Genomic DNA, 22949 nt, shown 5'->3' with positions numbered 1-22949 from the left:
GCTAATCCACATCCTCGACGGAGCCGGGCCCGGTGCCGAAGGCACGCTGCGCCAAGGTCGCCGCCATGAATTCATCGAGGTCGCCATCGAGCACCCCCGACGTGTCGGAGGTCTGCACACCGGTGCGCAGGTCCTTCACCATCTGATAGGGCTGCAACACGTAGGAGCGGATCTGGTGACCCCAGCCGATGTCGGTCTTGGCGGCCTGATCGGCGGCGGCCTGCTCCTCGCGCTTCTTCAGCTCGATCTCGTAGAGCCGCGCGCGCAGCATGTCCCAGGCCTGCGCCCGGTTCTTGTGCTGGGAGCGGCCGGCCTGGCAGACCACCGCGATGCCGGTCGGGATGTGCGTCAGGCGCACCGCCGACTCGGTCTTGTTGACGTGCTGACCGCCGGCGCCGCCCGACCGCATGGTGTCGGTGCGAACATCGGACTCCTTGATCTCGATCTTGATGCTGTCGTCGATCACGGGGAAGATCTGCACCGACGAGAACGACGTGTGCCGCCGCGCGTTGGAATCGAACGGCGAGATGCGCACCAGGCGATGCACGCCGGCCTCGGTCTTCAACCAGCCATAGGCATTGTGGCCGGAAATCTGGATGGTGGCTGACTTGATGCCGGCCTCTTCGCCCTGGGACTCTTCGAGGAACTCGATCTTGAAGCCGTGCTTCTCCGCCCAGCGCGTGTACATGCGCAGCAGCATCTGCGCCCAGTCCTGGCTCTCGGTGCCGCCGGCGCCGGCATGGACTTCGAGGTAGGAATCGAACTTGTCGGCCTCGCCCGACAGCAGCGCCTCCAGCTCGCGCCGGGCGACCTCCTTCTTGAGGTCCTTGAGCGCCTTCTCGGCCTCAGTGACCACGCCCTCATCGTTCTCGGCCTCGCCGAGCTCGATCATGCCGATATTGTCCTCGAGCTCGCGCTCGACCTTGCCGATGCCCGAGAGCGCATCCTCCAGTGAGGTGCGCTCCTGCATCAGCCGCTGGGCCTTCTGGGGATCGTTCCAGAGATTGGAGTCTTCTGCGAGCTTGTTCAGCTCAGCGAGGCGTGCCGTCGATTGTTCGACGTCAAAGATGCCTCCTCAGCAGCCCGACTGACTGCTTGATCTCTTCAACAAGGCGTTCGATTTCCGCGCGCATGGTCTTTCAGGTGTTGGCTAAAAAGGTTCCGGGGGATGTAGCGACCGGCGCGGCAAAGCGCAATCGGCTTGGCCGCACTATCCCGGCGATTTGGCCGGACAGGCCGCTAGTAGAGCCCCCCGGTTCCCGGGCGCATGAAGAAGCCGCCATCCGGCTGGGCCCCATTCTGCGACGGCTGCTGGCCAGGCGCCGGGCCGCGTCCATCGGCATCGGCGACGCCGATGACCGAATAGTTCTCCGGCGGCGCGGTGCCCGGCTTGAAGGCTTCGAGGATGGTGTTGCCACCGTCACCGGGACCGGCGCGCATGCCGGTCTTGGCGTCGACGCGGATCAGCTTGATGCCGGCCGGAACCTTGAACGGCGTCGGCGGTTTGTCGGCGAGCGCAAGCTTGAGGAAGTCGCGGGCGATCGGCGCTGCGACATGGCCGCCGGTGGCGGCGCGGCCGAGATTGCGCGGCTTGTCGTAGCCCATGTAGACGCCGACTGCGAGATCGGGCGAGAAGCCGACGAACCAGACGTCCTTCTCGTCGTTGGTGGTGCCGGTCTTGCCGGCGATCGGCTTACCGACCTCCTTCACGACGGTCGCGGTGCCGCGCTGGACCACGCCTTCCATCATCTCGGTGATCTGGTAGGCAGTCATCGGATCGAGCACCTGCTCGCGGCGGTCGACGAGCTGCGGCTCCGGCTGGCTCTTCCAGCCCCCGGGCGCGTCGCAGCCGCGGCATTCGCGGGTGTCGTGTTTGAAGATGGTATGGCCGTAGCGATCCTGGATGCGATCGATCAGCGTCGGCTTCACCCGGCGGCCGCCATTGGCGAACATCGAATAGGCCGTGACCATGCGCATCACGGTCGTTTCGCCGGCACCGAGCGCATACGACAGATAGTTCGGCAATTCGTCATAGACGCCGAAGCGCTTGGCGTATTCGCCGACCAACGGCATGCCGATATCCTGCGCGAGCCGCACCGTCACGGTGTTGAGCGAGCGCTGCAACGCGTTGCGCAGCGTGGTCGGGCCGTAATATTTGCCGGTCGAGTAGTTTTCCGGACGCCACACGCCGGCGCCCTGCCCCTGATCGATCTCGATCGGCGCGTCGATCACGGTGGTCGACGGCGTATAGCCGTTGTCCAGCGCCGACGAGTACACGATCGGCTTGAACGACGAGCCGGGCTGCCGGTAAGCCTGCGTCGCGCGATTGAACTGGCTCTGGTCGAACGAGAAGCCGCCGACCATCGCGAGCACGCGGCCGGTCCACGGATCCATCGCCACCATGGCGCCGGACACTTCAGGCAATTGCCGCAAGCGATACTGGCCCTCGACCGCGTTGCCGTCCTTGGTCACCAGCGGATCGGCATAGATCACGTCGCCGGGCTGCAGCACCTGCGAAACCGCACTCGGCGCCTTGCCCTTGGTCTTGGCCCAGCGCACGCCGTCCATCGTGATGATACCGGTCTGCCGTTCCTTGCTGACCGCGCCGCCGAGCTCGCGGCCCGGCTGGAAGCCGATCCGCGCCGACTGATCGCTGGTCTCGAGCACGACGGCCATCCGCCACGGCGAGATGTCGGACAGCGATTTCACGTCGGCAAGCTTGACGCCCCAGTCACCGGAAATGTCGAGCTTGTGCAGCGCCCCGCGCCAACCCTGCGCCTCGTCGTAATTGACGAGACCCGCGACCATGGTCTTGCGCGCCATCACCTGGATCTTGGGATCGAGCGTGGTGCGAACCGACAGGCCGCCCTCGTAGAGCTTCTTTTCGCCGTAGCGCTCGAAGATGTCGCGGCGGACCTCCTCGGCGAAATATTCGCCGGCGAAGATGTGCGCGCCGTTCGAGCGGCTGGTGACGTTGAGCGGGTCCTTGCGCGCCTTGTCGGCGTCGGCCTGCTTGATCCAGCCGTTCTCCAGCAGACGATCGATCACATAGTTGCGGCGCTCGATCGCGCGGTCGCGGTTGCGCACCGGATGCAGCGCGGCCGGCGCCTTCGGCAGCGCGGCGAGATAGGACGCCTCCGCAATCGTCAGCTCGTTGACCGACTTGTCGAAATAGACCAGCGACGCCGCCGCGATGCCGTAGGCGCCGAGCCCGAGATAGATTTCGTTCAGATAGAGCTCGAGGATGCGGTCCTTGGAATAGGCGCGCTCGATGCGCATCGCCAGCAACGCTTCCTTGATCTTGCGGCTGAACGAGACCTCGTTGGTGAGCAGGAAGTTTTTCGCGACCTGCTGGGTGATGGTCGAGGCGCCCTGCGGGCGACGGTTCGAGCCGTAGTTCTGCGCATAAAGGATCGCAGCGCGTGCCATGCCCTGATAGTCGATGCCGCCGTGCTCGTAGAAGTTCTTGTCTTCGGCGGCGAGGAAGGCGTTGATCACGAGCTTCGGCACCGCCTGGATCGGCAGATAGAGCCGGCGCTCCTTGGAGTATTCGCCAAGCAGCGCGCCGTCGGCGGCATGCACGCGGGTCATCACCGGCGGCTCATAGTCCTGCAGCTGCGAGTAGTCGGGCAGATCCTTGGAGAAATGCCAGATGGCGCCAGCGACGGCGGCGACACCGACCAGGAACACGACGGTTCCGGCGGCGAACAAGAAACCCATAAACCGCACGAGCAGGCGCATTATCGACGTTCCGTTCCTACCCTCCGGCGCTCAGTCGTCAGAAGCGCCTGTCCAAAAGTGCGAAAGCCTCACACAACGAAGCTTTGGCCCAGCGAGCCACTTGCGCACACGAATATACAAGAGCCGCCGGACAATATGGTCGATTCTGCGGACCTGCGGTCCATTGTCTATACCGTCGCCGCTGTGGCCAAACTAGGGCTTCGGCGCAACGGCCCCGGCTTTTCAGCGGGCCGATTTCACTTTGCCGACCCGGCGGTTGCCAACCGTTTGGCGAAGAACGTGTCGATCGCCTGGACCATCGAGCCGACCGCCTTGTTCCGCCAGCTCTCCGAGACCAGGTGCTCGAGGTCCCCCTTGTTGGAGACGTAGCCGATCTCGACCAGCACGGACGGCACGTCGGGCGCCTTCAGCACCCGGAAGCCGGCCGATTTGAGCGGATGCTTGTGCATCCGCACCGTGGTCTTCATCTCGTCCATCAGAAGACGGGCGAAGCGATTGGAGAACGTCTTGGTTTCGCGCTGCGCGAGGTCGATCAGGATGTCGGCGACCTCGGTCGGCTCGTCGGTCAGGTTCACGCCGGCGATGGCGTCGGCCTTGTTTTCCGCCTCCGCCAGCCGTTCGGCCTCGGCGTCGGAGGCCTTGTCCGACACCGTGTAGATCGTGGCGCCCTGGGCATCGCCCTCGCGGCGCGGCAGGGCGTCGGCGTGGATCGAGACGAACAGCGCCGCGGACTGGGAGCGCGCGATCTTCACCCGGTCGTTGAGCGCAATGAAGGTGTCGTCGGACCTCGTCATGACCACCCGATACTTGCCCGACTTCTCGATCCGGTCGCGCAGGGCAAGGCCAAAGCCCAGCACCAGGTTCTTCTCGGTCTGGTCGCCGGATTGCGTGCCGTTGTCGATGCCGCCGTGACCGGGATCGATCACGATCAGCGGGCGCGCATCGGTGGCCGCGACCGGCGGCAGCGCCGCCGAGGTGAGGGCCGGAATGGTCGCCGTGGTGGATTCGGAAATCGCCGGTTTCGATTCGGGCCGGCTCGCGGGCGCCAGCGACTGCACGAAGCTGGTGCGGTCGACCTCCTCGAAATCCAGCACCAGCCGGGGCGGCTGGCCGTTGGCAGCGTCGAGCACGTAGGAATTGGCGATCTTCACCGGTCCGGTCAGGTCGAACACGATCCGCGAGCCGCCGGGCATCACGAGACCATAGCGGAATGCCTTCACCAGGCCCCGCCCCGCCGAGCCGGTGCCGGCCGCGAGCTGGAAATCGACCTGCGGGATATCGACCACGACGCGGTAAGGGTCGGCCAGCGGAAAGGCGCGAAACTCGATCTTGCGGTCGAGGTCGAGGATGAATCGGGTCTGCTTGGCGTCGCCGGCGAGCCTGGCGCCGGATGCGACCGGGAAATTCGGGGCGCTCGCGGCCGGCGCAGGCGGGCCGTTCTGCGGTCCCTCGGCGGCGCTCGGGGCGCCGGCAACGGCAAACACCGATGTTGCGGCGCACAACAGCCCGCATCCCAGAAAAACAAGGTGTTTTGCGCGGTTCGCCACCCGATTCGTAGCCTCCCAGCTGCTTCTTACCGCATTAGAACCACACGGTTAATCGCCCCCTAATGACGCGCCAGCGAAAAGAACCGAGTGTTGCGGCGGCGTGACGCTTCCCTTGCACGCGGCGGTCAATCCACGTATGTACGGGGTGCTGACGGCTAGTACTCCCGGTTGTGTCGCGTTCAGCCTCCCGGTGCAGCGGTGGAACCTTCCAGATCGAAGATCCCGCCGTGTTTTTCCGGTCCCTCCCCAGCCAGCGCCGCGCGCGGCTGACACGGAGTGGCGGATTCAAGCCCGAGCGGCGTCCGGTCCCAGGCACACTCCCTCGCCAGAGGGACGGTTTGAGACATGGCATAACCGATTATCCGGTCCCTTGGGGCCTCGATATGCGATGGCCGGCGGGCGCTTCGGCGCCAGGCGGGGCTTTCAGCAAAAGATACGGCGGTATTTTTCGCCGCCAACATGTTTAGACGGGCCGACGCTTAATGCGCCAGACTGTATTGCCGACCAGGATCCCCCGAATGATCGCGCTGACGCGAGGTGAAAACTTCGCCCGTCGCATCATCCCGGTGAGTTCCCGTCCGGCGCTGCGCCGCGAGATGCGTTTCGGCCTTCCCCTCACCCCCGAATCAGGTGGACCGTCGCGTCACCGGGCGGCGCAGTTTGCGCGCGCCATGATCCGCGCCCGCCGCCGTCAAGAGCTCCAAAATGCCCAACAAGATGTTGATCGATGCCACCCACCCGGAAGAGACCCGGGTCGTTGTGGTCCGTGGCAATCGCGTCGAAGAGTTTGATTTCGAGACCGCCCAGCGCAAACAGCTGCGCGGCAACATTTATCTCGCCAAGGTTACGCGCGTAGAGCCGTCGCTGCAGGCCGCCTTCATCGAGTATGGCGGCAACCGGCACGGCTTCCTGGCCTTCAGCGAAATCCATCCCGACTATTACCAGATCCCGGTCGCCGACCGTCAGGCGCTGATCGAAGCCGACGAGCGCGCCCATCGCGAGGCCGAGGAAGAGCACGAGAACCGCGGCCATCGCCGCCGGTCGCGCCATCGCAATGCCCGTCGCCGCGGCCATGGCGAGCGCGTCCAGAGCGAGGTGATCGAGGGTGCGAGCGACACGCAGGCGCTGCCCACCATCGAGGGTCACGAACATCCCGTCGATGCCGAGCATCATGAACATGATGCCGAGCACCACGATCACGGCGTGGTCGCCCACGAAGGCCACGAGCATGAGTCGCATGATCATGCGCATCACGAGGACCATGATCATGGCCACGACGATCATGGCCACCACGATCATGGTCACGACGACCACCACGACCACGATCATGCGCATGATCACGACCACGCCGCCGAAGTGAGCGAGCCGGCGGCTGCCGACGCCCCGTCCGACCCCGTCGTTGCGGTGGTCGAAGCCTCCGCCGCGTCAGCCGCGCCCGAGACCGTCGAGGCGGTCGAGGTCAATCATGAGCCCGAGCGGGTCCATGAGGAGCAGATCGAGGAAAACGCCGCGCATGCCGACGACGCGCCGCATGTGGTTTCCGACGACGTTCACGCCACCGCCGATGAACACGCGGTCGCCGAATACGGCGCGCTCGCCGAGGTGGTTGCGCCCGAGACCGGGCCTGGCGACGAGGCCGGCGAAGATGACGAAGAGGATGACGGCGAGGAAGGCGAGGAAGAGGACGTCGTCGAGTCGGTCGGCGGCGACGACGTGCTCGAGGAGGTTCCGGAACGCCCGTTCCGTCCGCGCCGCCAGTACAAGATCCAGGAAGTGATCAAGCGCCGGCAGGTGATGCTGGTGCAGGTCGTCAAAGAAGAGCGCGGCAACAAGGGCGCCGCGCTGACCACCTATCTGTCGCTCGCCGGCCGCTACGCCGTGCTGATGCCCAACACCGCGCGCGGCGGCGGCATCAGCCGCAAGATCACCTCCGCCCAGGACCGTTCGCGGCTGAAGGAAGTGGTGCAGGATCTCGACGTGCCCGAGGGCATGGGGATCATCCTGCGCACCGCCGGCGCCTCCCGCAGCAAGCCGGAGATCAAGCGCGACTTCGAATACCTGATCCGGATGTGGGAAACGGTGCGCGACCTGACGCTGAAGTCGCAGGCGCCGACGCTGGTCTACGAGGAAGGCTCGCTGATCAAGCGCTCGCTGCGCGACCTCTACAACAAGGAGATCGACGAGATCCAGGTGGCGGGCGAAGCCGGCTACCGTGAAGCGCGCGACTTCATGAAGATGCTGATGCCGGCCAATGTGCGCGCGGTGAAGCAGTATCGCGACGGCCAGCCGCTGTTCTCGCGCATGGGCGTCGAAAGCCAGCTCGACGCCATGTTCTCGCCGACCGTGCAGTTGCGCTCCGGCGGCTACATCGTGATCAACCAGACCGAGGCGCTGGTCTCGATCGACGTCAACTCCGGCCGCGCCACGCGCGAGCACCATATCGAGGACACCGCGCTCAAGACCAATCTGGAAGCGGCGGAAGAAGTCGCGCGCCAATTGCGCCTGCGTGACCTCGCCGGCCTGATCGTCATCGACTTCATCGACATGGACGAGAAGCGCAACAACCGCGCGGTCGAGCGCAAGCTGTCCGACTGCCTGCGCCAGGACCGTGCGCGGATCCAGGTCGGCCGCATCTCGCATTTCGGCCTCTTGGAAATGTCGCGCCAGCGCATCCGCGCCAGCGTGCTCGAAAGCTCGACGGAGCCCTGCCCGCAATGCGGCGGAAGCGGTCACGTCCGTTCGGTCTCGTCGGTGGCGCTGCAACTGCTGCGCGGCATCGAGGAAATCCTGATGAAGGGCGCGACCCACAATCTGGTGGTCCGCACCCGTACCGACGTCGCGCTGTACGTGCTCAACCACAAGCGCGGCCATCTGCGCGATCTCGAAGACTCCTTCCGGGTTTCGCTGTCGATCGTCGCGGACGCCACGGTGCACGGCCAGCAGTCCTACATCATCGACCGCGGCGAGCAGGTGCATACGCTCGAAGCCGCCAAGGCGCTGCTCGCTGCGCAGGCCGCCGCTGCGCCGGCCCAGGCCGAAGAGGCCGATGACGAGGAAGAGCTGTTCGAATACGAGGCCGAGATCGAGACCGATGAGACCGAGGGCCTCGCCGACGAGCGGGCGGCCGGTGATGAATCAGGCTCCGCCGAGGGCGAAGGCGACGGTCAGCGCCGCAAGCGGCGCCGCCGGCGTCGCGGCCGCGGCGGCAGCGAGGCGCGTGAAGGCGCCCAGCAGCCGCGCGAGGACGGCGATCTCATGCATGTCCTGCCCGAAGGCACCGAGGCAATTGCCGCCGCCGATGCCGAAGGCGATGAGGACGAAGGCGACGAGCAGCAGGGCGCTGCCCGCGACGACCAGGCCGGCAATGGCGATCGCCGTCCGCGGCGCCGCGGACGTCGTGGCGGCCGCCGCCGGCGCGGCAGTGGCGGACCGGACGACGGTCTCGCCGGATCGATCTCCGATGAGTTGAGCCCGGCGGCGACGTCGGAGGCCTCCGACGCAGTCGCCGATTTCGATAGCCATGATGCGGAGCCGGCTCCCTCGCTGGCGCAGCCCGAGCTGGTCGCCGAGCCGCCGGAGTGGCGGCCGACCGAAGTCGCACCCGTTGAGCCTGTTGAGCCGGTCGCGGCACTCGAGCCCGAAACTGCCGCGGCGACTGCTGCCGAGGACACGGCGGCCGAAGGCGACCGTGCGCAGCGCCGCCGCTCGACGGTGCGCGAAAAGGTCAACTTCGCGTCGAGCCCACTGCCCGAGGCATCAGCGGCGCTGGTTCAGAGCCCGGCGGAGGAAGCTGCCCCTGAGCCGGCCGCGGCTGCTCCAGAGCCGGCACCGGCCGGTGCGGCCGAGGCTCCGGCCCGCAAGGGCTGGTGGTCGCGCCGCTTCGGCGGCGGCAACTAGCACCACCTGTAAGTCAAAACGCCCGGTTCACGCCGGGCGTTTTTATTGAACAGGCAATCCGTTCGTCAGACGCCGGCGTAACGGAGCCTGACGGAGACGGATCCCAATGCAAAGCGCGATCGTTCTTGGCGGCGGCATGGTGGGCGTCAGCACGGCGCTGCATCTGCAGCGTCGCGGCTGGTCGGTGACGCTCGTCGACCGCAAGGAACCGGGCCGCGAAACCAGCTACGGCAATGCCGGCATCATTCAGAGCGAGGCGGTGCGGCCCTACCCGATGCCGCGCGATCCCGCCACGCTCGCCAGGATCGCGATGGGGCGCACCAACGATGTGCGCTATCGCCTGGCGTCGCTGCCGCAGCACGCCGGCCCGCTGCTGCGCTATTGGTGGAACTCGACGCCCGAGCGGCACCGCGAAGCCACCCTCGCCTGGGCGCGCCTGATCGCCTACGCCACCGCCGAGCACGACACGCTGATCCGCGACGCCCATGCCGACAATCTGATCCGCCGTGCCGGCTATCGCCTGCTGCATCGCGACCCGGCCGCGCTGGAGCAGGCGATTGCTGTCGCAGAGGAGAACCAGCGCGATTTCGGCGTGACGTTTCGCGTGCTCGATGGCCGCGAGCTCGCCAAGGCGGAGCCGCTGCTGCGCGACGACCTGCCCGGCGCCATCCACTGGCTTGGGCCCTGGACCGTGTCGGACCCCGGCGGGCTGGTTTCCGCCTATGCCGGATTGTTCGAGCGTCTCGGCGGCACGCTGCTGCGCGGTGATGCGCAGACGCTGACGGAAACGACGTCCGGCTGGTCGGTCGACACCAGTGGCGGCCGGATCGATGCCGCCCATGTCGTGGTCACGCTCGGGCCGTGGTCACCGCAATTGCTCCGCAAGTTCGGCTACCGGATCCCGCTGGTGCGCAAGCGCGGCTACCACATGCACTACCAGGGCGGCCGCTCGCTCGACCTGCCGCTGGTCGACACCGCGAACGGCTACGCGATGGCGCCGATGGCCAAGGGCATCCGCATCACCACCGGCGCGGAGCTGACCAGTCCCGACGCACCGGCGACGCCGATCCAGCTCGGCTACGCCGAAGCGGCCGCGCGCGAGCTGATCGAGATCGGCAGCCGCGTCGAGCCCGAGCCGTGGTTCGGCACCCGCCCCTGCACGACCGACATGCTGCCGGTGCTCGGGCCGGTGCCGCGCCATCGCGGGCTGTGGGTCAATTTCGGTCACGGCCATCAGGGCTTCACGCTCGGCCCCGCGACCGCGCGCGTGCTGGCCGAAACGATGAACGGCGAGGCATCCTCCGTGGACACCTCGCCGTATCGGCTGGACCGGTTCTGACGAAGGAGAATTAGTCCGTCGTCAGCGCGGTCTCCATGTCGGTCGGGTCGATCTGCCGGGCGAGATTAGCGTTGAGCTTGTCGCGATCGAGCTCGCCCTCCCACCAGGCGACGATCACGCAGGCGACGCCGTTGCCGCACAGATTCGTCAGCGCGCGGCACTCGCTCATGAACTTGTCGATGCCGAGCACGATCGCCATGCCCGGCACCAGCCGCGGATCGACCACCGCAAGCGTCGCCGCCAGCGTGATGAAGCCGGCACCGGTGATGCCGGAGGCGCCCTTCGAGGTTAGCATCGCCACGATCAGGATGGTGATCTGCTGGCTGAAAGTGAGATCGAAGCCCAGCGCCTGCGCGATGAACAGGGTCGCCAGCGTCATGTAGATGTTGGTGCCGTCGAGGTTGAACGAATAGCCCGTGGGCACCACGAGGCCGACCACGGATTTCGAGCAGCCGAGCCGTTCGAGCTTCTCCATCAATGACGGCAGCGCGCTCTCGGAGGACGAGGTGCCGAGCACGATCAGGAGCTCGTCCTTGATGTAGGCCAGGAACTTGAAGATCGAGAACCCGGCGACCCGCGCAATGATGCCGAGCACCACGAACACGAACAGCGCGGCGGTCAGATAGAACGTCGCGATCAGCCCCATCAGGTTGAGGATGGCGCCGGTGCCGAACTTGCCGATGGTGAAGGCCATCGCGCCGAACGCACCGATCGGCGCCGCGCGCATCACGATCGAGATGACGCCGAACACCGCGTGCGCGGCGTCGTCGATGAACGAGCGGATGGTGTGGCCGCGCTCACCGAGGCCCATGATCGCGAAGCCGAACAGCACCGAGAACAGCAGCACCTGCAGGATCTCGCCCTGCGCGAATGCGCCGACCACGGTGTCGGGAATGATGTGCAGCACGAAGTCGACGCTCTTCTGCGCCTCCGCCTGCTTGGCGTAGCCGGCAACCGCCTGCGCATTCGCCGCCGCGTTGCCGAAGCCGGCGCCGGGCCTGACCAGATTGCCGACGAGCAATCCGATCACCAGCGCGAAGGTCGAGACGACCTCGAAATACACCAGCGCCTTGACGCCGATGCGGCCGACCTTCTTGGCATCTTGTATATGGGCGATGCCCGACACCACGGTGCAGAAGATGATCGGCGCGATCACCATCTTGATCAGCTTGATGAAGCCGTCGCCGAGCGCCTTGATCCACTCGTTGGTGGCAAGGCCGGGCCACAACCAGCCGACCAATGCGCCGAGCACGATCGCGATCAGGACCTGGACATAGAGAACTTTATACCACGGCTTGCTGCCGGTGCTCGCCGGTGCAGTCGTGGCAACGGTTGTCGTCGCCATGTGTCACTCCCCCTCAGAAATGGCGGAAATAGCCAAGATCAACTTGGCCGCTCAAGTCAAATGGAACTGTGTGGGCCCTGCCGCTTATCCGCGATGATCCGCCCGCCACAGCGCCGGTGAAACCACGACGCTGCGCTGCGAAACCGATCCGAAAGGCAAAGCGAACTCCGGACGGCTCTTGAAGGCTCTTAAAGCGCTTGGAGTTCGCGGGCTATTTAAGCCAATGCGCGATCCGCGCAACTGCTTCCTGCATCTCCGCGGCCGAGCGTGCATAGGAAAAACGGATGAAGGCGCGGCCGTGGATCGGATCGAAATCGACGCCGGGGGTCGCCGCGACATGCGCCCTCTCGAGCATCTCGCTGGCGAAGGCGAAGCTGTCGGAGGTGAAGTCGGAGACGTCGGCATACAGGTAGAACGCGCCGTCAGCGGGGAGGAATTTGGTCAGGCCGGCCTTCGGCAGCCCCTCGATCAGGATGCGGCGGTTCTCCTGATAGCCGCGCTTGATCGCCTCCATCTCCTCGCGGCCTTCGAACGCCGCTTCGGCCGCGATCTGCGACAGGGTCGGCACCGAGATCGAAAGGTTCTGCTGCAGCCGCTCGATCGGCCGCACCAGCACGTCGGGAACCACCATCCAGCCGACACGCCAACCGGTCATGCAGAAGTACTTCGAGAACGAGTTGATCACGAGCGCGTTCGGCGACAGCTCGGCGGCCGTCACCGCAGGAAACGCGTAGTCGAGGCCGTGATAAATCTCGTCAGAGATGAAGCGGATGCCCGCGCTGTCGGCAGCCGCCATCAGGCTCGACAGCGCCTCGCGCGACATCATGGTGCCGGTCGGGTTGGCAGGGCTGCCGACCAGCACGCCCTTCAGCGGCGCCTTGCGATGGGCGGCGAGCAGCGCTTCGCCGGTCAGGGCATGGCGGGTGTCGCCGGAGGTCTCGATCAGCACCGGCTCGCAGCCCAGCGCGGTCAGGATATGCCGGTACGGCGGATAGCCCGGCACGGTCACGGCGACCCGGTCGCCCGGCTCGAACATCGCAAGAAACGCCAGGATGAACCCACCCGACGAGCCGGTGGTGACGATGATGCGCTCCGCGTCAACCGCGCAACCATACGTGTCGCGATAGTGCCGGGCGATGCGCGCGCGCAGCGAGGGAATGCCGAGCGCCGAGGTGTAGTCGATCCGACCGTCCGCAAGCGCGGCCTGCGCGGCCGCGATCGCCGGCTTCGGTGCGCCTGCGGCAGGCTGCCCCACCTCCATATGGATGACATGGCCGCCGGCGGCCTCGATTCGCGCGGCGGCCGCCATCACGTCCATCACCATGAACGGCGGAACATCGCTCCGTCCGGACGCCGTCAACAGGCTGTTTACGCGGTCTCTCGGTGTCGCTTCACGCATGGATTTCTGCTATTGCACGGCCGCTGCCGAATTCGGGTTCCCGTTACCGGCTGCCGCCCCAGACTGGCCGCATTCGGTGGCTCCTTATAACGCTTTCAGGCCAAGTGAATACCCGGTTCGCGTGAAGAAGAACTGCAAAAACAACAGACTGCGCCACGCGCCAAATCCGGTCGGCCCCGGACCCCGGACGTGTGCCGGCGCGGCCAGTCATCGCCGATAGATCGCCCATGCTGTTCCGCCTCGCGCTTCGCACCAGGACCTTCAAGCTGACCGCATTCATGACTGCGGTTGCGCTCGCGGTCGGGCCCGTCGTCCCTGCGCGAGCCCAGCAAAAAGGCCCGCCGGTGCTGCGCGACACCGAGTCCGAGCAGCTGCTGCGCGAATACACAAGGCCGATCCTGCGCGCCGCCGGTCTGGAGAAGCAGAACATCCAGATCGTGATCATCAACGACGGCTCGTTCAACGCCTTCGTCGCCGACGGCCGGCGCATCTTCGTCAATTACGGTGCGCTGCTGCAATCGGAGACGCCGAACCAGATCATCGGCGTGCTGGCGCACGAGACCGGCCACCTCGCCGGCGGCCATCTCGCCAAGATGCGCGAGCAGCTGGCGCAGGCCCAGACCCAGATGATCATCGCGATGCTGCTCGGCGTCGGCGCGCTTGCCGCGGGTGCGGGCGGCCGCGGTGGCGGAAACGGTCTCTCCAGCGCCGGCGCCGCGGCGATCTCGGCGCCGCAAGCGGTCATTCAGCGCACGCTGTTGTCCTATCAGCGCCAGCAGGAAGAGAACGCCGACCGCGCCGGCGTCAAGTTCCTGAACGCGACCGGACAGTCGGCCCGCGGCATGTACGAGACGTTCAAGCGCTTCACCGACGAGAGCCTGTTTGCCTCGCGCGGGGCCGACCCCTATTTGCAGTCGCACCCGATGCCGGTCGATCGCGTCTCCGCGCTGCAGGAATTGGCGCGCTCCAGCCCCTATTGGGACAAGAAGGACGATCCGGCGCTGCAGCTGCGCCACGACATGATGCGCGCCAAGATCTCGGGCTTCATGGAGCGGCAGGACACGGTCTACCGCCGCTATCCGCTGTCCAACACCAGCCTGCCGGCGCGCTATGCACGCGCGATCACGACCTATCTGCACGGCGACCTGCGCTCGGCGATCGCGCAGATCGACGGCTTGATCCAGGTGCAGCCCAACAATCCCTATTTCTACGAGTTGCGCGGCCAGGCGCTGCTCGAAGGCGGCCGGCCCGCCGAAGCCATCGCGCCGCTGCGCCGCGCGGTGCAGCTCTCCAGCAATTCCCCGCTGATCGAGATGCTGCTCGGCCAGGCGCTGGTCGCCTCCGACAACAAGGCCTACACCGACGAGGCGGTCAACATGCTGCGCGCCGCGGTGGCGCGCGAGCCCGAGGCGCCGCTCGGCTATACCCAGCTCGCGATGGCCTATGGCCGCAAGGGCGACTATGCCCAGGCCGACCTCGCCTCGGCGCAGGCGGCCTATCTCCGCGGCGACACCAAGACCGCCCGCGACCTTGCGTCACGCGCCAAGACGCGGTTCGCGATCGGCACGCCCGGCTGGGTCAAAGCTGACGACATTGTGAGCGCCAAGCCCATGCCGGGTCAGAAAAACAACTAGAAATAAACCGTAGTTCCATACAACGATCACCGAAACCGGCTCACGGCCACGCCGCTTTTTTGAGCCACCGCGAACAAGGATTTTGTCATGCCAGCGCTTCGTTTTCTTGCCCCCGCCCTGCTCGCGCTCGGCGTTTGCGCCGCGCCGCTTTCGGCGTCCGCGCAGAGCTTCACCGACACCCAGCGCGGCGACATCGAGACCATCGTGCGCAACTATCTGATCGCGCATCCGGAGGTGCTCGAGGAGGCGATGAACGAGCTGAGCAAGCGGCAGGCCGCCGCCGAAGCCGAGAAGCATGAGCAGAGCGTCGCCAAGAACGCCGACACCATCTTCAATTCGCCGCGCGGCGTCATGCTCGGCAACAAGGACGGCGACGTCACCTTCGTCGAGTTCTTCGATTACAATTGCGGCTACTGCAAGCGCGCGATGTCCGACATGCTCGATTTGATGAAGGCGGATCCGAAGCTGAAGGTCGTGCTGAAGGAATTCCCGGTGCTGAGCCAGGGCTCGGTCGAGGCCGCGCAGGTCGCGGTCGCCGTGCGCATGCAGGATCCGACCGGCAAGAAATATCTCGATTTCCACCAGAAGCTGCTCGGCGGCCGCGGCGCCGCCGACAAGGCGCGCGCGCTGGCGGTCGCCAAGGAAGTCGGTCTCGACATAACGAAGATCGAGAAGGATATGGCGAGCCCCGAAGTGAAGGCGACCATCGAGGAGAACTTCCGCCTCGCCGAATCCATGGGCATGAACGGCACGCCGAGCTACGTGATCGGCAAGCAGGTCGTGATCGGCGCCGTCGGCGTCGACAATCTCAAGGAAAAGATCGGCATTGCCCGCTGCGGCAAGGCGACCTGCTGATCGCCGCTCCGACAGCTCATCGCGTACAAATCCGGCTGGCATGCAGCCGGATTTTTTATTGCCGTCGCCGAACCGATTCCGCGCGGATCGCAACCGGGGGCCGTCGCCAACAACGGAAGTCGCGGGAAGCCAAAATACAGCGCGACCTAATCTCGAGATCGAAGAGCATTTCGGCGGCTTCAATTTCGGCGGCGGCAACGGCCAGCTCGATCTTGCGAGCATAGAGTTCGACTGGGCGTGCGGTTGAAGCATCCGCGTATTCATCGCGCATTCACCTAACAAACAAACCGCAAGGAACCGCAAATCAACAGGAACATCGCACATGCTCTCTCGTTGTCGGCGCGGGCAATGCTGAAAAACGAGGAGGAATTACGATGTCTAACCGCTTTCTGATTTCGGTCGCGGCGGCGGCTCTGATCGCCGGCACCGGCCTTGCGAATGCGCAGGGCGCGGGCGGCGCCAACAAGGAGTCCGGGGCCGGCGGTGGCGCAACCACGCAGCAGTCTGCACCGTCCGGTGGCGCGTCATCGGGCACCATGCAGCATGACAAGAGCGGCATGAAGGGTTCCGAGCATTCCACCACCGGTGAGTCCCCGAGCACGAAGGGTGCAGAGTCCGACAAGTCCGGCGCGGCCACCAAGGGTGCGCAGGACAGTACCCAAAAGTCGAAGGGCATGAGCTCGGAGAACGATGCGGCCAAGGGCTCCAAGGAGGGCTCGAAGGACATGAAGGCCGAGGGTCGCGACAAGAGCGGCAACATGAAAGCCGAGGAGCGTGACAAGAGTGGCAAGATGAACGCCGAGAGCCGTGACAAGAGCGGTAGCGGTGCCACGACCAACCAGAACGCTCAGACCAAGAGCCCGGCCGACACCAACCGCGCACAGACCAACGACACGAGCCGCACGCAGACAACGACCGGTAACGCGGCAACGTCGGCGACCGCGGCTCCGCCGGCCGAGAAGCGCACCCAGATCACGACCGCGATCAAGTCGGAGCACGTGACCGAAGCCACCAACGTGAACTTCAACGTGGCGGTCGGCACCCGCGTTCCGGCCGACATTCACTTCTACCCGGTGCCGGAGCGGGTCGTGACGATCTACCCGCAGTGGCGCGGCTATCAGTTCATCCTGGTCAAGGGCCGCTACGTGATCGTGCAGCCTGAGACCCATGAGATCGTCTACATCATCGAGGGCTAAACCGACCTCGGTGCGAGGGCGCCAAGACGAGCCCTCGAAGACGGGCCCTCGCCTTCATCTCGACCCCGCCCCTTTTGGGGCGGGGTCTTGCTTTCGGCCGCAACCCGCATCGCGCCAGTGGATGGCAGGCCGGAGCGCCCGCCGAAGGCAGCTTCCGCAAGATTTGGTTAATCAGCATTTTCCGTAGGTTAGGGCAGCCATCTAACAGGGCGGAGGAAGTTGTTGAAGACGTTCCGATTTCACCTAAAGACTTCCCCTTAGGCCGGTTGTTACCTATAACCCGGCCCACTCCACCCCTTGTCGGATCCCCTCTCGGAACCTTTGGCCGGAACCCTTGGCAGGAAACTCTGGAATGGCTGCTGCCGGAACGATCTATGTGCTGAACGGCCCGAACCTCAATCTGCTGGGGACGCGCGAGCCGGAGACCTACGGCCATGCCACCCTCGCCGATGTCGAGAAGCTGTGCGCGGACACCGCGCGCCAGTTCGGGCTGATCGCCGACTGCCGGCAGTCCAACCGCGAGGGTGAGTTGATCGACTTCATCCATGAGGCCCACGTCAAGAAGGCGGCCGGCATCATCATCAACGCCGGTGGCTACTCTCATACCTCGATCGCGCTGCATGACGCGCTGGTCGCGGTCAAGATTCCCGCGGTCGAAGTTCATGTCAGCAACATCCACGCCCGCGAAAGCTTCCGGCACCACTCGTTCACTGCTAAAGCCGCCTTCGCGTCACTTTGCGGCTTCGGCATCGACGGCTACCGGCTTGCCATCATCGGCCTCGCCACCAGGATCGGCGTCAAGATCGACGCCAAGCCAAAGACTTAATCGTCAATCCTGACGTTCCCCGTCACCAGACAGAGATTTTGGATCACAGAGCATGGCGCGCCAGCCAGACGACAAATCAGCCGCAAGAAAGAACGACTCCAAGAGCGACGACAGCGCCCTCATTCGCGAGCTCGCGCTGCTGCTCGCGGAAACCAATCTGACCGAGATCGAGATCGAGCGCGCCGGCCTGCGTGTCCGTGTCGCGCGCAACATCAGCATCGCGGCGTCGGTGCCCACCGTGGCAAGCGTTGCCGCACCGTCCGCAATGGCCGTCCCGGTGGCTACGGCTGCGACCGATCTCGCCAAGCACCCGGGCGCCGTGCCCTCGCCGATGGTCGGCACCGCTTATTGGGCGCCCGAGCCGGGCGCCAAGCCGTTCATTGAGATCGGCACCAAGGTCTCCGCCGGCCAGACGCTTCTGATCATCGAGGCGATGAAGACGATGAACCAGATCCCGTCGCCGCGCGCCGGCACCGTGACGCAGATTCTCGTCGAGGACGGCCAGCCGGTCGAATTCGGCGAGCCGCTCGTCATCATTGAATAGCTTCCGTCAACACCAGGCGCTGCGATGTTCGACAAGATCCTCATAGCCAATCGCGGCGAGATCGCGCTTCGCGTGCTGCGCGCCTGCAAGGAGCTCGGCATCTCGACGGTTGCGGTGCATTCCACCGCCGACGCCGACGCCATGCATGTGCGGCTCGCCGACGAGAGCGTGTGCATCGGCCCGCCGCCGTCGAAGGATTCCTATCTCAACGTGCCGGCGCTGCTCGCGGCCTGCGAGATCACCGGCGCCGACGCCGTGCATCCGGGTTACGGCTTCCTGTCCGAGAACGCGCGCTTCGCCGAGATCCTCGCCGACCACAATCTGGGCTTCATCGGACCGAAGGCCGAGCACATCCGCCTGATGGGCGACAAGATCGAAGCCAAGAAGACCGCCAAGCGCCTCGGCATTCCCGTGGTGCCCGGCTCGGACGGCGCGGTGACCTCGGAGGCCGACGCGCTCGCGATCGGCAGGGACATCGGGTTCCCGGTGCTGGTGAAGGCGGCGGCCGGCGGCGGCGGCCGCGGCATGAAAGTCGCCCATACCGAGGCTGACCTCGCGCTGGCGCTCTCGACCGCGGCCAACGAGGCCAAGTCGGCATTCGGCGACGCCTCGGTCTACCTGGAAAAATACCTGCAGAAGCCGCGCCACATCGAGATCCAGATTCTCGGCGACGGCCGCGGCGGCGCCATCCATCTCGGTGAGCGCGACTGCTCGCTGCAGCGCCGTCACCAGAAGGTCTGGGAGGAGGGCCCCTCGCCCGTGCTCGCGGCGGCGGCGCGCGCCAGGATCGGCGAGACCTGCGCCAAGGCGATGCGGGACATGAAATATCTCGGCGTCGGCACCATCGAATTCCTCTACGAAGACGGCGAGTTCTATTTCATCGAAATGAACACGCGCATCCAGGTCGAGCATCCCGTCACCGAAAGCATCACCGATATCGATCTCGTGCTGGAGCAGATCCGGATCGCCGCCGGCGGCGACCTTCCGGCCAAGCAGGACGACATCGCGATCATCGGCCACGCCATCGAGTGCCGCATCAATGCGGAGAACCCGCAGACCTTCCGTCCCTCGCCCGGACGGATCACGCAATTCCATCCGCCTGGCGGCCTCGGCGTGCGGATCGATTCCGCCGTCTATCAGGGCTATGTGATCCCGCCCTATTACGACTCGCTGGTCGGCAAGCTGATCGTGCACGGCAAGACCCGCGGCGAATGCCTGATGCGGCTGCGCCGGGCGCTGGACGAGATGGTGGTCGACGGGATCGAGACGACGCTGCCGCTGTTCCGCGCGCTGGTGCGCGAGCCCGACATCATCGAGGGCGACTACCACATTCACTGGCTGGAGCAGTACCTCGCCGGTCAGCCGTCCGACGCCGCAAAATAGTTCGGAACTCCGTGGAACCCAGCCCTTCCTCAGACGTACTATAGGGTTATTGGCTTTCCACGGGGACGCGTTGAATCCCACTCCCATAGCGAGATCGTCGTGACGCTCGTTTCACGACGCCGGTCGACGCTACAGATCCTGCTGCTGTCGGCGGGATTTTTCGTGCTGGTCGCGGTCAGCGTGGCGTCGGTCGTGCTGGTCAACAAGGCGCGCGAGGACAACGCCTGGGTGATCCACACCGTCGAGACCGAGAGCCAGGTTGCCAACCTGCTGCTCGACATCAGGCGCGCCGAAAGCGCGACCAGGGCGTATCTGCTGACATCAGCACCACAATACCTGTCCGAGTACCAGGCCGCTGCAGCGGGACTCCCGGCCGCGCTCGGTCATCTCCAGATGATGACCGTCGACAATCCGGCGCAGGTCGCCAATGCCGCGAAGCTCAAGGCTGCGGTCGAGCAGCGCCTCGCCGAGTTCGCCCTCAGCATCGAGCGCGTCAAGAACAACGACGCGGCGACCAGCATCGACATCTTGCGCAAGGGCACGTCGACCGATGCGTTGGAGGCGATCGCCCGGATCGGCCGCGACATGCGCGCCGAGGAAGATCGGCTGCTCGCGATGCGCAGCGCGACTGCGGACAGGACCCAGGTGCTGGCCTCCTCCGTCACCATCGCCGGCTCCTGCATGGTGCTGGCGCTTGCCGCTCTCTCGGTGGTGCTGCTGCGGCGATCATCGCGGGCGCGCGACGACGCCGAGGCGAGGCTGCGCGACAGCAACCTCAATCTCGAGACCATCGTCGACGAACGCACCTCCGACCTGCGCGAGGCCAACGAGGAAATCCAGCGCTTCGCCTATATCGTCAGCCACGATCTGCGCTCGCCGCTGGTCAACATCATGGGCTTCACCAGCGAGCTCGAGGAACTGCGCGGCGACATCTTCAAGCGGATCGCCACGCTCAATCGCGCCGCGTCGCTGGCGCCGGCGATGCCGGAAGACGCGACCGATGTGGCCGAGCCCGAGCTCGAAGGCTCCGACAAGCAGCTATCCGACGATTTCAACGAATCGCTCGGCTTCATCAAATCGTCGATCGCCAAGATGGACCGCCTGATCAGTGCGATCCTCAATCTCACCCGCGAGGGCCGCCGCGAGTTCAAGCCCGAACGCGTCGATCTGCGCGAGCTGATCGACGGCATCGTCAAGACGGTGGCTCACCAGGCCGTCGAGGCCAATGCGACCGTTGAGGTCGGCGCGTTGCCCAATATCGTCAGCGACCGCCTCGCGCTGGAGCAGATCTTCTCCAATCTGATCGACAACGCACTCAAGTACCTCAGGAACGGCGTTCCCGGCGAGATTTCGATCGAGGGCCGCACCAAGCTCGGCTTCGCGATCTTCGAGATCACCGACAACGGCCGCGGCATCGATCCGAAGGACCATCAGCGCATCTTCGATTTGTTCCGTCGCGCCGGAACCCAGGACAAACCCGGTCAGGGCATCGGGCTTGCCCATGTCCGCGCACTTGTGCGCAGACTGGGCGGCACCATGTCGGTAGCATCGGAACTTCACAACGGCAGCACCTTCACGATCACGCTGCCTATCAATTGGTCAGGCAAGAATCGGGACAAAGTGACATGAGTGATCCAGTCACCATCATCATGATCGAGGACGACGAGGGCCATGCCCGCCTGATTGAGCGGAATATCCGGCGCTCAGGTGTCAACAATGAGATCATCCCGTTCACCAACGGTACAGAGGCCGTCAACTACCTGTTCGGCAAGGACGGCAGCGCCGTCGAGCGCAAGGGCCAGGCCCTGCTGATCCTGCTCGATCTCAATCTGCCCGACATGACCGGCATCGATATTCTGAAGCGGGTCAAGGAGAACAAGTATCTCAAGTCGACGCCGGTGGTCGTGCTGACCACGACCGACGACTCCCAGGAGATCAAGCGTTGCTACGAGCTCGGTTGCAACGTCTACATCACCAAGCCGGTGAACTACGAAAGCTTTGCCAACGCCATTCGCCAGCTTGGCCTGTTCTTTTCCGTGATTCAGGTGCCGCCGGCTTCCGTATGACCAGCGCAACGCCGACACTGCTCTACATCGACGACGACGCGGCGCTGGCGCGCCTGGTCGAACGCGGGCTGACGCGCGCGGGCTACAAGGTCGTGCACGCCGCAAGCGGCCAGGAAGGCCTCGACCGGCTCGCCCAGGGCGGCATCGACGTCGTCGCGCTCGATCAGTACATGCCCGGCCTCGACGGGCTGGAGACGCTGGAGCAGATCCTCAAGATACCGGACGCTCCGCCGGTGGTGTTCGTCACGGCGTCGCAGGATTCGGCGATCGCCGTCACCGCACTGAAGGCCGGCGCGGCGGACTATCTGGTCAAGGACGTCAGGGGCGAGTTCATCCCCCTGCTCCAGGTCGCGGTGAACGGCGCGATCCGGCAGGCCGCGCTCCAGAAGGCGCGCGACGAGGCCGAGGCCGAGGTGCACGCCTCGCGCGACCGCTATGCCGCGCTCGCCGCGGAGCGTGAGGTTCTGCTCCGCGAGGTCAATCATCGCGTCGGCAATTCGCTGCAGATCATCGCCTCGCTGCTGCATCTGCAGGCCAACTCCGCGGCCCAGCGGGATGTGAAGGCCGCGCTCACCAACGCGATGGGGCGCGTCGCGGCCGTCGCACAGGTGCACCGCCGCCTCTACACCTCGCACGACTTCAAGACGGTGATGCTCAACCAGTATCTCGAGGCGCTGCTCGAGGATCTCCGGCGATCGGCCGAAGGCAACAAGATGTCGCGGCTGACCCTGAAGGCCGACCCGATCGAGATCGACCCCGACCGCGCGGTCGCGATCGGCATCATCGTCAACGAGCTGGTGATGAATGCCGTGAAGTACGCCTATCCCGACGGCGCCGGCCCGATCCATGTCGAGCTGAAGCCGCAAGGCGACGATCTGCAGCTCGCGATTGGCGACGACGGGGTCGGCTTTTCCGACACGGCCGATCCGCGCGGCACCGGCATGGGCCAGCGCATCGTCAGCGCGATGGCAGCCAAGCTCGATGCCAGCGTCGAGCGCGACCCCGGCCACAAGGGCACCCGCTTCGTGGTGCGGTTCGCCCGCGTCAGCCCGGCGCTCGACAAATCGACAAGCGCCGCCGCCAGCTAATGCCGCAAATTTCGGCAAATTCGATTGATTTGTCTGGTTCGCTTTAACGACTGCGTCATGCTGTTATTGGATCGCGGCCGGCCACGCCT

General features: G+C 65.5%; 18 protein-coding genes. 12 read left to right on the top strand and 6 right to left on the bottom strand.

All coding sequences use genetic code 11. The annotated features are described in order from the left end of the window. Position 1 precedes the first annotated feature (1 nt). The 4 genes from prfB to ACVWYP_RS23765 form a co-directional block, all read right to left on the bottom strand. Positions 2-1133 (bottom strand): peptide chain release factor 2 gene (prfB, locus tag ACVWYP_RS23780; RefSeq protein WP_100213632.1). Its coding sequence is split into 2 segments (ribosomal slippage): positions 2-1063 and positions 1065-1133, totalling 1131 coding nucleotides; the frame shifts between segments, so codons are not numbered across the junction. 106 nt (positions 1134-1239) lie between these two features. Beyond that, positions 1240-3741, bottom strand: coding sequence for a penicillin-binding protein 1A (locus ACVWYP_RS23775; RefSeq protein WP_304500078.1), 2502 nt, complete (start codon positions 3739-3741; stop codon positions 1240-1242). Positions 3742-3977: 236 nt separating this feature from the next. Continuing rightward, a complete protein-coding gene (locus ACVWYP_RS23770; RefSeq protein WP_304500077.1) occupies positions 3978-5288 on the bottom strand; it encodes an N-acetylmuramoyl-L-alanine amidase in 1311 nt (436 codons plus the stop codon). A gap of 615 nt (positions 5289-5903) precedes the next feature. Next, on the bottom strand, positions 5904-6623 hold the full coding sequence (locus tag ACVWYP_RS23765; protein ID WP_304500076.1) for a hypothetical protein: 720 nt from the start codon (positions 6621-6623) through the stop codon (positions 5904-5906). Between the two features lie 21 nt (positions 6624-6644). Between ACVWYP_RS23765 and ACVWYP_RS23760 the strand changes: the two genes are divergently transcribed. Both ACVWYP_RS23760 and ACVWYP_RS23755 read left to right on the top strand, forming a co-directional pair. Further along, a complete protein-coding gene (locus ACVWYP_RS23760; RefSeq protein ID WP_439711180.1) occupies positions 6645-9185 on the top strand; it encodes an Rne/Rng family ribonuclease in 2541 nt (846 codons plus the stop codon). A 106-nt stretch (positions 9186-9291) separates the two neighbouring features. Beyond that, positions 9292-10524, top strand: a complete 1233-nt coding sequence (locus ACVWYP_RS23755) for an NAD(P)/FAD-dependent oxidoreductase (protein WP_304500075.1) — start codon at positions 9292-9294, stop codon at positions 10522-10524. 10 nt (positions 10525-10534) lie between these two features. On the opposite strand, the gene ACVWYP_RS23750 is transcribed toward ACVWYP_RS23755, so the two are convergent. Both ACVWYP_RS23750 and ACVWYP_RS23745 read right to left on the bottom strand, forming a co-directional pair. After that, positions 10535-11869 (bottom strand): dicarboxylate/amino acid:cation symporter, encoded by a 1335-nt coding sequence (locus tag ACVWYP_RS23750; protein WP_304500074.1) that lies wholly within the window; start codon positions 11867-11869, stop codon positions 10535-10537. Positions 11870-12080: 211 nt separating this feature from the next. Next, positions 12081-13268 carry a pyridoxal phosphate-dependent aminotransferase gene (locus ACVWYP_RS23745; protein ID WP_453946025.1) on the bottom strand — a complete coding sequence of 396 codons (1188 nt, stop codon included), beginning with the start codon at positions 13266-13268 and terminating at the stop codon, positions 12081-12083. A gap of 227 nt (positions 13269-13495) precedes the next feature. Between ACVWYP_RS23745 and ACVWYP_RS23740 the strand changes: the two genes are divergently transcribed. The 10 genes from ACVWYP_RS23740 to ACVWYP_RS23695 all read left to right on the top strand — a co-directional run bounded on the left by ACVWYP_RS23740 (position 13496) and on the right by ACVWYP_RS23695 (position 22860). After that, positions 13496-14902 (top strand): M48 family metalloprotease, encoded by a 1407-nt coding sequence (locus tag ACVWYP_RS23740; protein ID WP_304500073.1) that lies wholly within the window; start codon positions 13496-13498, stop codon positions 14900-14902. Positions 14903-14989: 87 nt separating this feature from the next. Next, a complete protein-coding gene (locus ACVWYP_RS23735) occupies positions 14990-15757 on the top strand; it encodes a DsbA family protein (RefSeq protein WP_304500072.1) in 768 nt (255 codons plus the stop codon). 40 nt (positions 15758-15797) lie between these two features. Next, positions 15798-16004, top strand: coding sequence for a hypothetical protein (locus tag ACVWYP_RS23730; protein ID WP_304500071.1), 207 nt, complete (start codon positions 15798-15800; stop codon positions 16002-16004). A 127-nt stretch (positions 16005-16131) separates the two neighbouring features. Next, positions 16132-16953 carry a DUF1236 domain-containing protein gene (locus tag ACVWYP_RS23725; RefSeq protein WP_453946027.1) on the top strand — a complete coding sequence of 274 codons (822 nt, stop codon included), beginning with the start codon at positions 16132-16134 and terminating at the stop codon, positions 16951-16953. A 352-nt stretch (positions 16954-17305) separates the two neighbouring features. Then, positions 17306-17779 (top strand): type II 3-dehydroquinate dehydratase, encoded by a 474-nt coding sequence (gene aroQ, locus ACVWYP_RS23720; protein ID WP_304500069.1) that lies wholly within the window; start codon positions 17306-17308, stop codon positions 17777-17779. A gap of 52 nt (positions 17780-17831) precedes the next feature. After that, complete coding sequence (gene accB / locus ACVWYP_RS23715) at positions 17832-18323, top strand: acetyl-CoA carboxylase biotin carboxyl carrier protein (RefSeq protein WP_304500068.1); 492 nt, start codon at positions 17832-17834, stop codon at positions 18321-18323. A gap of 24 nt (positions 18324-18347) precedes the next feature. Further along, positions 18348-19706 carry an acetyl-CoA carboxylase biotin carboxylase subunit gene (gene accC / locus ACVWYP_RS23710; protein WP_028344933.1) on the top strand — a complete coding sequence of 453 codons (1359 nt, stop codon included), beginning with the start codon at positions 18348-18350 and terminating at the stop codon, positions 19704-19706. A 99-nt stretch (positions 19707-19805) separates the two neighbouring features. Then, positions 19806-21335 (top strand): sensor histidine kinase, encoded by a 1530-nt coding sequence (locus tag ACVWYP_RS23705; protein WP_453946029.1) that lies wholly within the window; start codon positions 19806-19808, stop codon positions 21333-21335. Next, positions 21332-21772 (top strand): response regulator, encoded by a 441-nt coding sequence (locus ACVWYP_RS23700; RefSeq protein ID WP_076860123.1) that lies wholly within the window; start codon positions 21332-21334, stop codon positions 21770-21772. Before ACVWYP_RS23705 ends, ACVWYP_RS23700 begins: the two co-directional genes overlap by 4 nt. Continuing rightward, on the top strand, positions 21769-22860 hold the full coding sequence (locus tag ACVWYP_RS23695) for a sensor histidine kinase (protein WP_304500066.1): 1092 nt from the start codon (positions 21769-21771) through the stop codon (positions 22858-22860). Before ACVWYP_RS23700 ends, ACVWYP_RS23695 begins: the two co-directional genes overlap by 4 nt. The last annotated feature ends 89 nt before the right edge of the window (positions 22861-22949 follow it).

This window comes from Bradyrhizobium sp. USDA 3262 (genome assembly GCF_054060035.1).
This window is presented reverse-complemented; position numbering and strand designations above follow the sequence as displayed.

Bases quoted from the DNA above. Each gene is read 5' to 3' on its own strand.
- ACVWYP_RS23775 (WP_304500078.1), bottom strand. From the start codon at position 3,741: ATGCGCCTGCTCGTGCGGTTTATGGGTTTCTTGTTCGCCGCCGGAACC.
- ACVWYP_RS23765 (WP_304500076.1), bottom strand. From the start codon at position 6,623: ATGCGCATGATCGTGGTCGTGGTGGTCGTCGTGACCATGATCGTGGTG.
- ACVWYP_RS23755 (WP_304500075.1), top strand. From the start codon at position 9,292: ATGCAAAGCGCGATCGTTCTTGGCGGCGGCATGGTGGGCGTCAGCACG.
- ACVWYP_RS23750 (WP_304500074.1), bottom strand. From the start codon at position 11,869: ATGGCGACGACAACCGTTGCCACGACTGCACCGGCGAGCACCGGCAGC.
- ACVWYP_RS23745 (WP_453946025.1), bottom strand. From the start codon at position 13,268: ATGCGTGAAGCGACACCGAGAGACCGCGTAAACAGCCTGTTGACGGCG.
- ACVWYP_RS23740 (WP_304500073.1), top strand. From the start codon at position 13,496: ATGCTGTTCCGCCTCGCGCTTCGCACCAGGACCTTCAAGCTGACCGCA.
- ACVWYP_RS23735 (WP_304500072.1), top strand. From the start codon at position 14,990: ATGCCAGCGCTTCGTTTTCTTGCCCCCGCCCTGCTCGCGCTCGGCGTT.
- ACVWYP_RS23730 (WP_304500071.1), top strand. From the start codon at position 15,798: ATGCAGCCGGATTTTTTATTGCCGTCGCCGAACCGATTCCGCGCGGAT.
- ACVWYP_RS23725 (WP_453946027.1), top strand. From the start codon at position 16,132: ATGTCTAACCGCTTTCTGATTTCGGTCGCGGCGGCGGCTCTGATCGCC.
- aroQ (WP_304500069.1), top strand. From the start codon at position 17,306: ATGGCTGCTGCCGGAACGATCTATGTGCTGAACGGCCCGAACCTCAAT.
- accB (WP_304500068.1), top strand. From the start codon at position 17,832: ATGGCGCGCCAGCCAGACGACAAATCAGCCGCAAGAAAGAACGACTCC.
- accC (WP_028344933.1), top strand. From the start codon at position 18,348: ATGTTCGACAAGATCCTCATAGCCAATCGCGGCGAGATCGCGCTTCGC.
- ACVWYP_RS23700 (WP_076860123.1), top strand. From the start codon at position 21,332: ATGAGTGATCCAGTCACCATCATCATGATCGAGGACGACGAGGGCCAT.
- ACVWYP_RS23695 (WP_304500066.1), top strand. From the start codon at position 21,769: ATGACCAGCGCAACGCCGACACTGCTCTACATCGACGACGACGCGGCG.